This is a genomic window from Rhizobium tumorigenes (assembly GCF_003240565.2).
Lineage (GTDB): Bacteria > Pseudomonadota > Alphaproteobacteria > Rhizobiales > Rhizobiaceae > Rhizobium > Rhizobium tumorigenes.
The window spans coordinates 534,988-550,909 of record NZ_CP117255.1 but is presented as its reverse complement, the minus strand read 5'-3'; the positions used below and the strand labels follow the sequence as shown (position 1 = coordinate 550,909).

At 58.1% G+C, this 15,922-nt stretch carries 11 protein-coding genes; 4 read left to right on the top strand and 7 right to left on the bottom strand.

Annotated elements, in window-relative coordinates; genetic code table 11:
* Positions 1-2: 2 nt before the first annotated feature.
* From PR017_RS02685 to PR017_RS02675, 3 genes are all read left to right on the top strand, one after another.
* On the top strand, positions 3-1,001 hold the full coding sequence (locus PR017_RS02685) for an ABC transporter permease (RefSeq protein ID WP_111220077.1): 999 nt from the start codon (positions 3-5) through the stop codon (positions 999-1,001).
* 449 nt (positions 1,002-1,450) lie between these two features.
* Positions 1,451-3,997, top strand: coding sequence for an HWE histidine kinase domain-containing protein (locus PR017_RS02680; RefSeq protein ID WP_111220075.1), 2,547 nt, complete (start codon positions 1,451-1,453; stop codon positions 3,995-3,997).
* A gap of 390 nt (positions 3,998-4,387) precedes the next feature.
* On the top strand, positions 4,388-4,885 hold the full coding sequence (locus tag PR017_RS02675; RefSeq protein WP_111220073.1) for a YciE/YciF ferroxidase family protein: 498 nt from the start codon (positions 4,388-4,390) through the stop codon (positions 4,883-4,885).
* Between the two features lie 170 nt (positions 4,886-5,055).
* Here PR017_RS02675 and PR017_RS02670 read toward each other — a convergent pair whose 3' ends face one another.
* The gene (locus PR017_RS02670) at positions 5,056-6,042 is read right to left on the bottom strand and encodes a sensor histidine kinase (protein ID WP_240538982.1); all 987 of its coding nucleotides are present in this window, start codon (positions 6,040-6,042) and stop codon (positions 5,056-5,058) included.
* 482 nt (positions 6,043-6,524) lie between these two features.
* Between PR017_RS02670 and PR017_RS02665 the strand changes: the two genes are divergently transcribed.
* On the top strand, positions 6,525-6,989 hold the full coding sequence (locus PR017_RS02665) for a hypothetical protein (RefSeq protein WP_111220071.1): 465 nt from the start codon (positions 6,525-6,527) through the stop codon (positions 6,987-6,989).
* A 19-nt stretch (positions 6,990-7,008) separates the two neighbouring features.
* Here the strand turns inward: PR017_RS02665 and PR017_RS28395 are convergent, their stop codons facing one another.
* From PR017_RS28395 to PR017_RS02640, 6 genes are all read right to left on the bottom strand, one after another.
* On the bottom strand, positions 7,009-7,386 hold the full coding sequence (locus tag PR017_RS28395; RefSeq protein WP_425070035.1) for a transposase: 378 nt from the start codon (positions 7,384-7,386) through the stop codon (positions 7,009-7,011).
* Positions 7,377-7,766 (bottom strand): transposase, encoded by a 390-nt coding sequence (locus PR017_RS02660; protein WP_111220069.1) that lies wholly within the window; start codon positions 7,764-7,766, stop codon positions 7,377-7,379. The genes PR017_RS28395 and PR017_RS02660 overlap by 10 nt, the downstream gene beginning before the upstream one ends.
* A gap of 396 nt (positions 7,767-8,162) precedes the next feature.
* Positions 8,163-9,350 (bottom strand): IS91 family transposase, encoded by a 1,188-nt coding sequence (locus PR017_RS02655; protein ID WP_111220929.1) that lies wholly within the window; start codon positions 9,348-9,350, stop codon positions 8,163-8,165.
* 4 nt (positions 9,351-9,354) lie between these two features.
* Positions 9,355-10,218, bottom strand: coding sequence for a tyrosine-type recombinase/integrase (locus PR017_RS02650; RefSeq protein ID WP_111220930.1), 864 nt, complete (start codon positions 10,216-10,218; stop codon positions 9,355-9,357).
* Between the two features lie 192 nt (positions 10,219-10,410).
* Positions 10,411-12,642, bottom strand: coding sequence for a glycosyltransferase family 4 protein (locus tag PR017_RS02645; RefSeq protein ID WP_111217863.1), 2,232 nt, complete (start codon positions 12,640-12,642; stop codon positions 10,411-10,413).
* Positions 12,639-15,869: a glycosyltransferase gene (locus PR017_RS02640; RefSeq protein ID WP_111217861.1), complete on the bottom strand. Its 3,231-nt coding sequence runs from the start codon at positions 15,867-15,869 to the stop codon at positions 12,639-12,641. The genes PR017_RS02645 and PR017_RS02640 overlap by 4 nt, the downstream gene beginning before the upstream one ends.
* Positions 15,870-15,922: the final 53 nt, after the last annotated feature.

Below are 15,922 nucleotides of genomic sequence, written 5' to 3'. Positions count from 1 at the left end.
CGATGCCCCTCACCGCACAGTTGCCTATTGCAAAAGCTGCTTCGGCCCGGCGCATCCCGCGCAACATCGGTCGCTATGGACTGGTGCTGGCGCTGATTGTCGTCTTTGCCGTTTTCAGCCTCACAACGTCGACCTTTCTGACCATCGCCAACCTGCAGAGCGTACTCGTCAATAATTTCACGCTGCTTGCCATCGTCTCCGTGGCGATGACCTTCGCAGTCGCCTCAGGCGGCATCGATCTATCCGTCGGCACGGCGGTCGACATGGCAAGTTTTGCCTTCGTCTCGGTGGTGCTGGCGGGGCAGCCGGTCGCGATAGCTGCACTGGCCGGGCTTGTCGCCGGCGGGCTGGTCGGCGCATTCAATGCGCTGCTCATTTCCGGCATTGGCATATCACCGTTCCTGGCGACGCTGGGAACGCTGTTTATCGGTCGCAGTATCCAGCAGATGCTCACGAACGGTGGCAACCCGGTCTATCTTCCTCCGAACGGCATTCCCGATTCCTTCCGCTTCATCGGCCATGGCACAATCGCTGGCGTGCCGACACCTTTGGTCGTCGCATTCCTCATCATCATGGCTGCAGCCATCCTACTTGCCCGCAGCCGGTTCGGGCGCGTGCTGCTGGCATCCGGCATCCAACCCAGCGTAGTGCGCTATTCCGGCCTGTCGATCCGGGCCCATGTCGCCGTCGTCTTCATCCTGGTCGGGACGATTGCTGCCGCAGCCGGCCTGATCCTGACAGCGACCGTCAGCGTCTACATCCCTTCATCCGGGAATGCCTTCCTACTCAACGCAATCGGCGCGACCTTCATCGGCACCACCTTTAGTCCACGCGGCCGCCCGAACATCCCCGGCACCGTTCTGGGCGTCCTCCTGCTCGCCATCGTTGCCAACGGCCTGCTGCTCAGCGACCTGAATTTCTACTGGCAGCAGGTCGGAACAGGATTGCTCATCTTCGCCGTTCTTGCCGTCAGCTTTGCCAGCAAGAAAGCCCACGCTTGACGTGACGCTTCCGTTTGCCGCAGCGATGGCGGCATGGGTGCCCTTCGTCAGACGTTTACATCGGCGCAAATTCAGAGTCGGATCAAAACCTTGTCCGGGATGGGACAATCGGAGCCGGTTGCCGAACACCGATGTGTCGGCTTCTCGGCCGGTACGCTCGGCATTTGAAGTGCCTATAATTTCGTGATCTACGATCCGAAACGCCACGTTCCCTCCTCGGGCATGATCATCCAAGGGCGTTTCCGCTTTTTTCTCCGGCATACTCAGTTCATCCGTACTTGCCGATCAGTGTTTGGTTCCGATGCTTTGAAACCATCGCTAGGAAATTCGTCGAATGGCGAGTACTACAACTGCTCATGGCCAGAGAATGCTGCGGGTTGCATTGGTTATAGAGAAAGACCCTGCAAGAGACACCGTCATGACTGAACGGGGTTTTCGGGGGATTTTGAATGGATACGCAGACAACCGATACCAACCTGTCGAATTGCGATAGGGAGCCGATCCATATTCCAGGCAGCATTCAACCCCATGGGGCAATGCTGGTCGTCGAGGCGGCAACAGGCGTCGTGCAGTTCGCGTCTGTCAACATTGCTGAATACCTCGACACCAAAATCGAGCTGGTCATCGGCCAAACCTTGAATGCGGTCGTTGGCTCCGACGTCGCCCATCAGATCGGCAATGCAGCAGCAAAAGCTGGCTACGGTCATGTGGCGGGCGTCGTCCTCAGCGTACCTCTTGGCGGGCGTCTCGCCGACATTACCATTCACAAACACCAGAATAGAATTTTCGTCGAGTTCGAGGCTGCAGCGTCCATCGGCGACACCGAAATCGCCCTGAGCATGACGCAAGCTCTCGTGCGGCGGATCGACAATGACAACGAGGTCAATGATCTCGTCAAATCTGTCGCGAAACTCGTCCGGGCGCTGCTCGGATACGACAGGGTCATGGTCTACCAGTTTCTGCACAATGGAGCAGGCCGTGTGGTTGCGGAAGCCAAGGCTCCGGAACAGCAAAGCTTTCTCGGGCAGCATTTTCCCTATGCCGACATTCCGGCCCAAGCGCGCAAGCTTTATCGGAAAAACTGGACGCGCCTGATCGCCGACGTTTCGTTCGAGCCGGTGCCCCTGTCGCCTCTGCTGACAGACGGGCAGTCGCCGATTGACATGTCTTACGCTCACCTCAGAAGTGTTTCGCCCATACATTGCCAATATCTGCAGAACATGGGTGTCTCTGCATCCATGTCCATTTCGGTCGTGATCGGTGACGAATTGTGGGGTCTGATCGCATGCCACCACGACAGCCCCAAGAAACTTTCGATCCCGCTGCGCGTCGCTACCGAGCTTTTTGCGCAATACTTTTCCCTTCAGATTGCAGCGGCCGAAAGTCGACAGTTCCAGCGCGCTACGGCCTACGCAAACCGTCGGCTCGATGCGATCGTGACGACGATCGATCCAGGGCGGTCTATCGAGGAAACACTGCATGAGCGATTGAAGGAGTTGTCGACGCTCATTGCCTGTGACGGTGCTGCCATCTGGTCGCACGGCGAATGGACGGCTTTGGGTACGGTTCCTTCGCAGGAAGAGGTGGAACCGATCATGGACGTTCTGAGGATCGAAGCTCGCAACCATATTTGGGAAACACAGGAACTGAGCGCACGATTTCCGCAGTCCGCCCTCGGCGGCAGGGTAGCGGGACTGCTTGCCATACCCGTCTCCGCCACAAGGGACACCTATTTGTTGCTATTTCGCAGTGAAGAAGCCCACGAGATCGAATGGGCGGGCGAACCCGGCAAGCAGACGATCTCAAGTCCGTTCGGCGATCGACTAACGCCGCGCGCAAGCTTTGAGACCTGGCGAGAGGATGTCAGGGGCCGTTCGCTGCCGTGGACCATTGACAACAAGGTCGTTGCAGAAAGTGTGCGCAGCTATCTTCGTGATATCGTCACTGGCCAGTTGGAAGCCGCAGAGGCGAAAAGATCGAGGTCTGATGGCCAGCGCGAACTGCTCAACGCCGAACTGAACCACCGCAACAAGAATGTCCTGGCCTTGGTAAAATCGATCGCCAAACAAACCGGGATCCATACCTCGAGCTACGATGAATTTGCGACGTCGTTCGCAGGAAGACTGGATGCACTATCTTACGCTCACGACATGTCATTCGCTGGCCATGACGGCGGCGAGTTGCGCGCGCTGATCGATGCCGAGGCGAGCATGCACCGCTTTCAGCAGCTCCCTCACCGATTTTACATCAGGGGTCCTTCCATCGCTCTATCCGCCCATGCGTTCAGCGTATTCGCATTGCTCCTCCACGAGATGATGACCAACGCCGCGAAGTTCGGCAGCCTGTCAGCCGCGACAGGGGTCTTGGAAATCTCGTGGCAGCTCGAAACGAATGGCGACTGTGTCCTTACATGGAGAGAAACGGGAGGTCCTACAGTCACCCCTCCAACCAGAAAGGGGTTTGGATCGACCCTTATAGACAAAACGATCGTCACCGATCTCGGCGGAACCGCCGATCTGCATTACGACCCGATCGGATTGCGCGCCAGTTTTCGGGTGCCTGCGATTCACCTTCATCTGGTTGCTCCTCGAGCGCTGCAAAGAACCGTTGCAGACGCCAACGTGAAGCCTTTGCTGGGATTGTCCATCCTGCTTGTGGAGGATCAAGCACTCATCGCAATGGACATGGAGGAAATGCTGCTTGAAATCGGAGCCTCGGAGGTCATCACATCGCATCGGCTGGACGACGCCCTCGAAGTTTTGCGAGCATCCAGGCCCGACGCTGCGGTCCTTGACTTCAATCTCGGCAAGGAGACTTCCGAAGCGATTGCGGTGGAACTGCGCGCACGGAACATTCCGTTCATTTTTTCGACCGGGTATCGCGAGGGCACAGGTATACCGATAGACTTTGCATCTGCTCCTGTCGTGAGAAAGCCGGCATCAGTGAAGGCACTGTCGGCGGCCTTGCAGGCGGCTTTTCCAGCGACGGTCTTGTAGCTTCATTTCATATCAGTCGCGTCTTGGTCGGGTTGAACGTGATGCGATCGTCGATCGATTTGTCACATCCCGTTCGCGCAGTTTGACGGTTTACTGAAGCCGTGTCGATCCGTGTCTCCCGATGTCTCTGACCGTGGCCAAGCAAGCTGCTAGAGACACCGGTTGGGAAACAGACCCACTTGCACCATCCGCGACGGGGAACATTTCCTACTCCTAAAAGTTGTTTGCTCACGGACGCGTGATCGATCCTGACGGAGGAGGACACCAGCTTACAATGCTGATCAGAGCCAGCAAAAGCATGATCGCATTATCCGTCCGCCTGCAGTTCGAGCGATATCGGGTATTGAACGATACCCCCTGCCAACGGAAATTCAAACAAAGGAGCCAATCATGGCCAAAGCTGTCAAAACACTCGACGTACTGTTTCACGACACGCTTAAAGACGTCTATTTCGCCGAGAACAAGATCGTCGAAACACTCCCTAAGATGAACGAGGCCGCTAAGAGCAAACAGCTCAAGGATGCCTTCACAAAGCATCTGGCTGAAACCAAGGTGCACGTCGAGCGGCTCGAAGAAGTCTTTAAAATCATTGGAAAGAAACCCGAGCAAAAGACCTGCGACGCGATCATGGGCATCACGGATGAAGGTGCCGAAATCATGGAAGAGTACGAGGGTTCCCCCGCTCTCGATGCTGGCCTTCTCGCCGCCGCTCAGGCCGTCGAGCATTACGAAATGTCCCGCTATGGCACCCTTAGGACTTGGGCCTTGGAACTGGGATTGAAAGATGCTGCCAAACTGCTTCAGACCACGCTAGACGAGGAGCAAGCCACGGACATCGCACTCACCTCGATCGCGACGAAGGTGGTCAACCAGAAAGCCGAAGGCTGATTTGCAGATAACAGACACGCCATGCGGCGGCGCCGCATGGTTTTTAACTGGCCAGCCCGTTGAAACCTTGCGGTATTTCAACCTGAAATCGGATTTGATCGTTTTCAGATTGAACGTCAATCGCTTGACCGTCGGTGAAATCTCACGGCTAGGAAGAAGCGCACGGCATCCTAACGCGATACCTTGTCGCCATCGATCCGCATTGTCACAAGCACTCCGCTCCTGGTCCAGTCGATCGAGATCACGCCTCCGAGCGTAGACGAGATAGTTCGTTGAACGAGTTTGCTTCCGTAACCGCTTGGTCCAGTCGGCGGCTTAACCTCCGGACCTCCCTGCTCCGACCACACTATTTCCACGTCGTTTCCGACCATTGTTCCAGACACGTCCAGCGTTCCGGTGGCGACTGAAAGGGCGCCATACTTTAGCGAATTCGTTGCCAGTTCGTGGACGATGAGTGCTAGCGCTGTCGCAGCGTTGTCACCGACACCCATACGGGGAACTGCCACGCGGATGCGTCCTGCGAATGCTCCCGTTTCGTCGTAGGGCGCAAGCAGCACCGTAACCAGGTCTCCAAGTAGAGCAGCTTTGCCCTGAATTCCCGGGAGGGGGCGCACTAGATCATGTGCTCGGCCAAGGGCGCTCAATCTTTGCGTCAGTTGCCGGGACATATCTTCGATGGACAACGAGGAGCGCGACGTGATTTGCGTGAGCCCGCTGGCAACAGCCAGAAGATTTTTGACGCGGTGGCTCATCTCTCCCGCCAGCAGCTCGTGGCTCTCTTCCGCTTGCTTGCGACCCGTCACATCCAGGAAAATGCCCGTCATGGTTCTCCGGAGTATTCCGGCATCGTTCCCCTGCCCGCGCGCAGATATCCACCTGACATCTGGCCCAACCATGATGCGAAAGTCGATCTCGTAAGGACCCACGACAGCTCTGGTCGCGGAAAAGGCTGCTCTGACCCTATCTCGGTCCGCGGGATGTATTTTGAGAGAAAGATGCTCCAAGCTGACAGATCGCTGACCTTGCACATCCCACAGCGCATATCCTCGTGCATCCATGACTAACGTGTTGTCATCGACATTCCATGTCCACAGGGCAACACCCGCCGCTTCGATGGCGCGCCGAAGTTCGTCGATGCCCCAGGTTTGATCCTCCACGGTTTCAGTATCTATTTCAGTTTCCTCGTTTAATAACCAGCCGAACGCTCTTTGGGCTCCGGTTAGACTGCCTCAACAACTATAAGTAACACACCTATCTTCCAGTCGGCCACAAATGTTCGGTCGACTCGTGGGGAATTAACGGGCATGCCCGTTCGCACAGGAAACGCCAGCTAACTGATAGCTTGCGCATTTATTGCAACCGCCGCCATCCTCCCCGTGGAAGTCGGTGCAATGACGAGCGTGACCTTTGCGCGCCCGGTTAGTGCTCTTCTGGTCGTGTGACCGCCCCCAGACAGTGCGCGTTGATCGGAACAAAGTCCAAGGCCAAGGGTTAGCGATATGGAAGGAAAGCTTGCTTTTCAACTACTTCGATCAAGCCCCTAGCCGATTGCAGGGGTCTTCTTCTTACACACGGCATCGGTCTATACCCGTGAACTTCCTCATCGGAGACTTAAGAGCTTCGACAGCAGAGCGACATAATGTTCAAACGAGAAGCTGACTGGAAGCTGGCAACGAAACTCATTTGCGATGTCATGCGCGGAACGGCAACGTTGCGGGTGGAAACACATTCTTCAAGTATCGACAATGGAGATCGGAAAAACCTCTTTTCAGCCTGGAGCTACAATCAGAACCAACCCCACCAGGCATCCCCGTCTTCAGAACTCAGACTGTTTTCGCTTGATCACCTTGAGAAGCTTCTAGTTCAGATGCCGAAAGCGGACATGTATTTCGCCTACGAGACTCCCGATTTTCAAAGACTGGGCCTTGATGCGGAGGAAGCGTTGTCAAAGTTCTCGGAAATTTTTGTATCATCCGTTCAACTCGTCGTCGGCGATGTATCAATGTCCTGGGTCTTGGTTTCGACCAGCAATCCGCGCGACATCATTCTCTGGAAGATGCAATATCATTTGAAAGAAGTCGGTTTCACCCCCATTGCTGCCTAGTCAGTGTGGACGGATTTGATCAAGATGAAGCCTGCGGCGATTGCGACGATGGAGGAGAAATTTTGTTTGGTCTTCTCGCATCGTAGCGCGACGCGCTTGAAGCGCTTGAGTTTTCGACTGCTTGCTCGATGCGGGCGCGACCTTTGTAGAGCGCTTTGGGAAAGAACGTCGGCTTTGATTTTGCCGTTGAACGATAAGGAATGACGGGAACCGCGCCCCGTCTTCTTGCGGTCTGCCGGTTAGCCTTGCTGTCATAGCCCTTGTCGCCCGTGGCGGCGCGGGGATCTACATCGGGGCCAAGGCCAAGCAGGATTGGAAAGTGCGGAGCGTCACCTTTCTCGCCCCCGGTCAGACCAAAGGCGATGGGATGTCCGTCGAAATCGGTCTTCAGGTGGATTTTGGTCGAGAAGCCGCCTCGCGAGCGGCCAAGCGCTTGGCCATATTGCCCCCTTTTGCTCCCGCTGCCGAAACATGCTCGCGCACCACGGTGCTGTCGAACATCTGAACCAGATCGGCCGACGTGCTCAGGCTGGCAAGGTGCTCGAAGAAAATCTCAAAAACACCCGCCTTGCTCAATCGGGAAAAGCGCTTCCAGACACTGTTCCAATGTCCATAGCGCTCCGGCAGACCGCGCCAGGTGATATTGTTGACGGAGAAATAGTGCAGGGCCTCCAAAAACAGCCGGTCATCTCGACCCTTGTCGCCCCGCCGTGGAAGCGAGACGCGGAAAACCTCAAGTGCGACCGCCCAGTCCGCCTCTGTCATCTTCGTCAGCATCGCCGATCTCCTCTGAAACCGGCAACCCATGAATCATTCAAATACTGATTTGGGAATCTGGAGGGTTATTTGAGGTCGCATGGGACAGCGCGGCGGGTTCGGGCGGCCTCATGTAAGCCGGATTGAACTAAGACGCGGGTTGTTGGACGCTGCTATGGGGAATTGAGAAGCGGCCCTATGTCGGCGGAGCCGGAACCATGCCGTCCCGATTGCTCCGAGGGTGTCGCTGATCCTGAGAATGGACATTCGGGAGCGTTTTGCCGGAGACCTTGCAACCTGTGGGCCAAATGTACCGGGATCTGAAGCGGTTCGATCTTGCGGGGGTCGAGCGATATCGATCGCCGGCACAGCGCTGGACGAGTGGGAATATGCTGTGATGTTTGCGGTTGTCTGACATCATGAAGTATCGCACCAGAAGGATGATGGCCGAGGCGGTGGTACAGGGGCAACGGTGACGCCAGTTCGACGCATGGGACGCTGACAATCGGGGCATTCGAAGGAATGGGCCTGCTGAGATTTTGTCGAATGGGATCGCTCGCCTGTCGGTGATGGTTGGCCGAGGAGGCTTCTGCAGAGAGCGATACGATCGCGCCGATGACAATTGGCGAGGAAGCCAAAGTGGCGCATGCGGTGGAAGCCATCCGGAAGCACATGAAGGAGAAAGCGCCGGATGAACTCGTGGGGATGAAGACGCATGATCTTCTCACGGTCGCGACCGTCTCCACGATAATCCTTCCATCTGAAGGCGACATGGTCGTCATCGACATGGACGATGCGGCTGTTTGCGATGGCAACACGATGGGTGTAGCGGCCAAGATAGGCAAGTACCTGATCTGGACCGCCGAATGGGGGCTTTGAGTAGACCACCCATTCGATGCTGCGAGCGCGGGCAAGATGGCGGGCGAATGTCTTGCTATCGTTGAGATGAGCGAGTTCGTTGAAGAATTGGAGTTCGTTTTTGGCAAAGGCTTCAGCGAGAGCTGTCAGGAAGCGTCGGCGAAACAGACGTGACAGCACGCGCACGGGTAGAAAGAAGCCCGATCGGCAATTGATCCACCTTGTTCTGTCTGGTGAGAGGCCTCCGCCCGGTACGACGCAGTGGACATGGGGATGGTGGGTCATCGCCTGGCCCCAGGTGTGAAGTACGCCGGTGACGCCGATCTCTGCGCCTAGCCACTTGGGGTTAGCTGCGATGGTCTGCAGGGTCTCGGCCGAGATCTGCATCAACAATGCATAGACGACCGCCTTGTTCTGGAAGGCGATGTCAGCGACATCACGTGGTAGCGTGAAGACCACATGGAAATAGGGGACCGGCAAGAGATCGGCGATGCGTGCGTCGACCCAATCCTTGCGAGCGGCTCCCTGACACTTTGGGCAGTGGCGATTACGACATGAGTTATAGGAGATGCGGGTTCTGCCGCACTGATCGCAAGCATCGACATGACCCCCGAGCCTGGGTGTCCGGCAGGCTTCTATTGCTCCCATGACGCGTCGTTCGCTGCGGCCAAGATGACCGGCGTTCTCGCGTCTGTAAGGGCCACCATGCCACCGAAAGATGTCGGCGACTTCGAAGGCGGGACGCAACCTGCTACGCTTCCGGCGGGGTCACCTCCAATCGCAAACGGTCAAGGGGACTGGCGGTCGACCTGATGGTGTCGGTGGACACCTGTGCATAATGCGCAGTGCTGGATAGATAGGCATGGCCAAGCAAGACCTGGATGATCCGGATATCGGTGCCGTTCTCCAGAAGGTGCGTTGCAAAGGAATGCCGCAACGTATGGACGGTGACCCGCTTTGAAAGGCCAGTAGCGGCAACCGCTGAACGACAGGCGGCGTTCAAAACGGTCGGTTCGATCGGCCTGTCGGCATCGCGCCCTGGAAAAAGGAACCCGGTGGGTCGCGATAGACGCCAATAACTGCGTAAAATGCCCAGCAGCTCGTTTGACAGCATGACGTATCGGGCTTTGGCGCCTTTGCCATGACGAACATGGATCACCATCCGGGAACTGTCGATATCCTCGATCTTCAGACCACAGACCTCGCCGACCCTGAGGCCAGCGGCATAAGCTGTGGTCAGCGCTACACGCGCCTTGAGACTGGAGACGGCCTCAAGAAATTGGGCCACCTCGTCCGCCGACAGAACAACGGGGATCTTGCGGGGTTTGCGCGCGTATGGAATCCGCTCAGGGACATCGTCTTGGGCCAAGGTAATGCCATAGAAAAATCGGAGAGCACACACGATCTGATTTAACGATGCCCACGATATCCCCGTCGAGACAAGGTGAACCTGGAACGTGCGAATGTCGTCGAGATTAAGCCGATCAGGTGATCGGGAGAAATAGCGGCTGAACTTCCGGACTGCACTGATGTAGGATCTTTGGGTTGCCGGGGACAAATTGCGGATCGTCATGTCCTCAATCATCCGGCGGCGAAGAGGGCTTATCTCAGCCATCGGGGCCTCCTGTCTGAAGGGTGGGTTGCAACACAACCATCCTCTCAGTCAGGGCGCTCTCGTCAAAGCCCGCCGCAAATCGCCGCGATCAGCGGCTTAGTTCAATCGCAGAAATTAAACATGCGGCAATCCGTCCACACCGCCTAGCAGCCACCGCAGTCTCACAGCCTGGTCGCGGTGGCGACCCGTTTTTTAGGTATATGCGGCTGTCAACTGATCCCACAGCGGTTGATGTACAACGCGGCCTGCTGACGTGACGTGCGAAGACAGGAGACCGTTGTGGCAGTATCTTCCATCGTCCCAGCCGGGATGGTCGACTACGGGATAGAGGCAGAGACCTTCCAGCGGAACGCCCAGCTGCAGCGCCCGACGGGCCTCTTCTGACACATACCGGAACCATGATGCGCGTCGGTCATTCTCGATCCCGGTTTCCGCGATCAGGATGGGTCGTCCGTAACGCGCATAAGTTTCCGCCAAAAGCTTGCTGAGCGGTTTGTAGAGGTGATGGCCTTGATCGATGGGCGGACCACCGTGGATCCACTGATTATTGAAATAGTAGTTGACGCCGATGATGTCGAGATAGCGCTCGTCGCCTCCTATCTGTGGCCAGATGCGGCCCGAAAGCAGGTCCCAACCCTGGAATTGTGACTGATGGTGACCGCCGGCCACGCCAGCGTCCCAAGGGCGCGATGGATCGGTGACGACGTTGATGATCGGATCGCAATGCACGAAACGAGCGCGGGAATCCACTGCAAGAATGGCGTCCATGGCGGCAATGGCGGCGCGTGCGAGCTGTACCTTGAGCTCGAACCCCCTCCCATGGGCAAATGGGTTGAGGTAACCGGCGTCCCCCCCGCCCCATGAAAAAAACGAGATTTCGTTGACGGGACAATAGAACGGTATCTCGGCAGTTTCCTCCCGTACGATGTGCGCGCATTCCCGAGCAAAGCGCGCGAAGCGGTCGACGAATGCCGGTGACCAGATGTCGACATCGTCCGGCAGGCCGTAATGCAGCAGGTCCCAGATAACCTGAGTGTCTGTCGCCACGGCGGCCCTCACCATTGGCCTGATGCTCGACCAATCGTAACCGCCATGCCTGTCGATCAGATGCCAGCGAAAACCGTCGCGTACCGTGCGGATACCGTAACGCGCCAATTGCCGGTAATCCTGCTCGGCGTAACGGTCGTGCTCAATGGCTTCGATCATGTCAAGCCGCCGGCCCTCGCCCTCTTGCGGCTTGAGCCTATGGGTGGAACATTCGAAGCCGCCCTGCAGGAAGGATTTGAACAGGCCAGTCGGCGACGCCGGCCGGCGTTCCGCAAGCACTCCGGCAAACAATCTCTCCCACTGCGGAATAACGGTTGCGACGGAATAGGTTTCCTCGACTTTCCGGCGCAGGGCGGAGCCATACTGGTGTCGGACCGTCGGATTTGAAATTAGGTACGCGATTTTCTCGGCCACGACGACATAATCGCGGTAGGGCACGAAGATGCCGGAAACACCATCGTCGATTTGCTGCAACGCGCCGTTGTCGGGCGTTGCAATGACCGGCAAGGACGCCGCACCAGCTTCGGCGATCACGTGCGGCATGCCTTCCCCCTCGGAGAGCCAGACGAAGATGTCAAAGGCCGACAGCAGATCGGCGACATCCTTGCGGTCGCCAAGAAAGGCGAGCCTGGCACCGAGGCCACGTTTCTGCGCCAGTTCGCGCAGATCATCCGCATAGTCCGGCATGAAGGCGTCGGGGCCACCGACAATCACGAAGCGGGCATTGTCATCATTGGCGCACACCAGCGCAGCTGCCTCGATGAAGTCGGCCACGTTCTTCTTCGGATCAAGCCGCCCAAGCCAACCGGTCAACGTCTGGCTTTCTGTGATGCCAAGGCTCGCCCTCAGCGCTGAACGACGGGTCGTATCGAACGCCTTCAAGTCCACCATCGAGGGGATCTCGATGGCATGCTCCTCGCGCCCTGGCATGATAGCAGCTGCCGCATCCCGGATCGAGCGGCAGACGCCGACATAACGGCTCGTAAGGTGTTTCGGCCCGGCCAGCGCCTCCGATACCAACCCGCCATGTTCAATCAGCAACGGCCTCAGATGCATCCGTTCAAGAGCGGGGTAGATGTCGGCGACGTTCTGGCAGGAGACGACGATATCATATCCCGCTGCTTTTTCTGAGAGGTATCTGACCGTATCGTCGAAGGACAGCTCGTAAGGTCTTGTGTCGACATCGACGCGGAGAGCTCGCAGCTGCTCGTGGGTCTGCTCCGGCATGCCTTCCATGCGGAAGCACGCGACAACATCGATGCAATAGCGCCGCCGATCTAGATTTTCGGCCAGCAGGCGTACTTCTGTCTCCTCTCCGCCAACGACGAGCCAGGCGAAGACGAACAGTATTCTGACCGGGGCTTCATTCGAACTCATTGGCCCACCTGGAAGACGACCTGAAGGAAATCCGGCCTGTTCTCGACCAGATCGACCAGAAAGCCGGGCGCGTCGTCAATCGGGATGACATGGGTGATCATGTGTTCGCGGATTTCGGCTCCCCTCGCCGTCAGCAGGTCGATCGTCGCCAGGGCAAGCCGACGCCTGTCCCACAGGGGGGCAAGGCCTCGCGGCACGCGATTAATTTGAGCGCAGACAAGATTGAGGCCGTTGTGGTGGAACTCTTCACCAAGACGCAAGCCATCGGCGCCGCCCTGATAAAACGCAAGGTCTATCACTGTCCCTTGCGGACGCAGCGCCTTCAGGGCCATGTGCAAGCTGTCCGAATGGGCGCGGGTCTGGAAGACGAGGTCCGCGCCGCGCCCCATGGCGCCATCGTGCCAGCGAGCTTTCGCATGGTTCCATGCCTGATCTTCGGTCATGGCCGTCAAGCCCAGCGCCTCAGCCTTCCGCCGGCGAAATTCGGATGGGTCAGCGATGACGACGTCAGACGCGCCATGCGCCTGTGCAAACAGCGCCGTCATTAACCCGACGGTTCCTGCACCGACCACGAGAACAGGACGATCCTTGACGCCTGCCCCGAACGCCGGCACGTGGGCCCCGTAGGCAACCGCGTCGGCGTGTAGGATGCCGTTGGCGGCGATCGGCCCCATCTGCGCGACGAGCACGCCGAGGATCGGATCGATGGCGTCAGGCATGGCGATGAGCACGTCATGGTAAGGGTTGGAGGTGTGGCCGGTTTTGTGGGCATAGGCGGACGCGACAATGGCGCCCTCTGCAAAACCTGTCGCCCGGGATTCCGACACCCTCGCAACTTCCATGTAGCCCAGGAATGGCACCGGATAGTGGAGGTTAGGCTCGTTGCCCACGAAGACGCCGCGCTCGCTGTCGAAACGCGAACGGAAATAAGGATTGGTGTTTTTGAGGAACGTCAACTCGGTTCCGGCCGAGAGGCCCGTAAACAGCGTCTCCAGCCTCACTTGGCCATCGGCCGGAGGCCCCTCCTCGTATTCGAAAAAATAGGGCCTTCCGGGTCCCTCAATGCCCAGCGAGCGGATCTTGCGGTGGCCAGGCGGCATTCCATGGTGCTCTTCAGGGCGCGGCTGGAACTGCAGGGGCGCCGGTGCCGTCCGCTTTGTGTCTGGCAGGTCGAGACGCACAGGCTCGCCACTCTGCGCAGATGCCATGATGGCAAGCGCCAGGCGGTGGGTCGCCACGGCATCGCTATAGGGGCAACGTATGCGATTCTCCCCGCCGCTGACGGCGTCGATGAAGTCGCGGTCCTCGCGCCACACGGGATCGCCGTCCGCGCCGCGCGTCGGCCGCCCTCGCCCGGTATCGACCATGATGTCGCGGTCGGTCAATTCGATCGCAAGCCGGTCGGCAAAGATGTGCAGACCAACGCGGTGGTTCCACCCGAGCAGGCAGGTTGAGGCGATGTTGGCCACCACGCCGTTCTCAAAGGTGAGGCTTGCCGTTGTCACGGTCGGGACGTCGAGACCCGGAAACTCCGCCCTGTCGGTATGGCCGACCCGCCCGTAGACTTCCCGGACATCACCAATGAGGAAGCGGATGAGGTCGAGAAGATGGGTTGTCTGCTCGACAATCTGTCCGCCCGACTTGTCCTGCTTCCACCACCATTGCGGCGGCGGCGTTGAATCGAGCCAATAGCCTGAAAGAAGCTGTGCAGGGTTGTTGACCAGCAGCGCGCGCGCCTCGTCGACCGTATCGAGATATCGCCAGTGGTAGCCGACCGCCGTGATGATGCCCTTCGCCTCAACCGCTGCAGAAATCGCCTCGGCCGTCTTCAGATCGAGAGAGACCGGCTTTTCGACAAAGAACGGGATGCCTCGCGCAATTAGGTCATGCTCCGGTTCGCCATGTGCGAACGGTGGAATGCAAACATAGACCGCGTCTGGGCGCTGCTCGTCGAGCATGTCATTGTGGTGCCGAAAAGACCTTGTGCCGAAACGCATGGCTGCCCGGTCGGCACGTTCGAGATCCGGATCAGCAAAGCCGACCAGTTCGACATCGTCGAACGTGGCCAGAATGTCCAGATGCCGTTGGGCAATGCCTCCGACGCCGATGAAGGCGAGACGGGTCCTTTTCATGGTTGTATCCTTCTTATCATGTATCGCCGATTCCTGTAGAACACGGTCGTAAATTGCGGCAGTTTGCTCAGCCATCCGCTCTGCGGAAAACTCCGCTTCAAAGCGCGAGCGGCCTGCATTGCCCGAGCTGGTCGCCCTGTCGGTGTCGGCAAGGGCCTTGTTGATGACGGCGGCAAGGGATGCGGGGTCGCCAGCTTGCGCGAAAAAGTCATGATGTTCGCCGAGTGCCTCTATCGTGCCGCCCACACGGGTCGCGACCACAGGGATAGCGAGGGACATGGCTTCGAGGACCGCCAATGGCAGGCCTTCGAAGCGCGATGGTAGAACGAAGAGATCGGCTATGTTCGCGATGTCGGCAACATCCTGTCTATGGCCGAGGAAACGCACATGGTCGGAAATCCCCAGCGACGAGGCTAGCGCTTCTGTGGCCTCTAGCTCGTCGCCGGAGCCAACGAGCAGCAGCACTGTTGACGGATGGGCCTCCAGTACTTTCGGCAGAGCGTTTATCAGCGTCGCATGATCCTTTTGGGTCGAAAACCGCGCCACGGTCAGAAGAACGGTGCGCCCATCCAGACCCATCTCCGTCTTCACCTCGGCTGCTGCTTCCTGCGGATGCAGCGGGTAGATGCCGTTTCTGACGACGCTCATTCGGTCCTCTGCCACGTGATCGACAAAGCTCTCCCTGGACGCGTCAGAGACGACGATGTGGTGACCGATACCCTTGATATGCTGGAGGTACTCTTCGACCTGATCGGGATCCGTCAGGAGATAAGGAAGATGCTCTGTGCGGATGACAGGGATGCCGCCCCCTATGCCGGCAGCAGTGAGCCCATGACCCTCCCACCCGATACCGGCATGCACGTGCAGGACATCGAAGGCTTGCTCGTTGAGCCAGGCGGCAAAATGATCGTTGGAATGCAGGCGCTTCACGCTCATGCCATGCCTGAGTGCTCGCATCAGCAAAGGACTGTAATCTTCGGACAACAATGCCAGGGTCACGTCCCATCGCCTGTCCAAGGCTCGACCGAGGGCTAGCATGTGCTCCCCCATACCAGATGGATCAAGGCTGTCGGTCGCCAGTAGGATGCGGGGCATCAGCTACCCCCTGACCGTAGCTGTCGAGCTGATGTCTTCTGCGAAGGCATGAT

What these genes read in the sequence shown, in the direction of transcription:
- PR017_RS02675 (WP_111220073.1), top strand. Translation starts at nt 4,388, where the DNA reads ATGGCCAAAGCTGTCAAAACACTCGACGTACTGTTTCACGACACGCTT.
- PR017_RS02665 (WP_111220071.1), top strand. Translation starts at nt 6,525, where the DNA reads ATGTTCAAACGAGAAGCTGACTGGAAGCTGGCAACGAAACTCATTTGC.
- PR017_RS02650 (WP_111220930.1), bottom strand. Translation starts at nt 10,218, where the DNA reads ATGGCTGAGATAAGCCCTCTTCGCCGCCGGATGATTGAGGACATGACG.
- PR017_RS02685 (WP_111220077.1), top strand. Translation starts at nt 3, where the DNA reads ATGCCCCTCACCGCACAGTTGCCTATTGCAAAAGCTGCTTCGGCCCGG.
- PR017_RS02645 (WP_111217863.1), bottom strand. Translation starts at nt 12,642, where the DNA reads ATGAGTTCGAATGAAGCCCCGGTCAGAATACTGTTCGTCTTCGCCTGG.
- PR017_RS02640 (WP_111217861.1), bottom strand. Translation starts at nt 15,869, where the DNA reads ATGCCCCGCATCCTACTGGCGACCGACAGCCTTGATCCATCTGGTATG.
- PR017_RS02680 (WP_111220075.1), top strand. Translation starts at nt 1,451, where the DNA reads ATGGATACGCAGACAACCGATACCAACCTGTCGAATTGCGATAGGGAG.
- PR017_RS02660 (WP_111220069.1), bottom strand. Translation starts at nt 7,766, where the DNA reads ATGCTGACGAAGATGACAGAGGCGGACTGGGCGGTCGCACTTGAGGTT.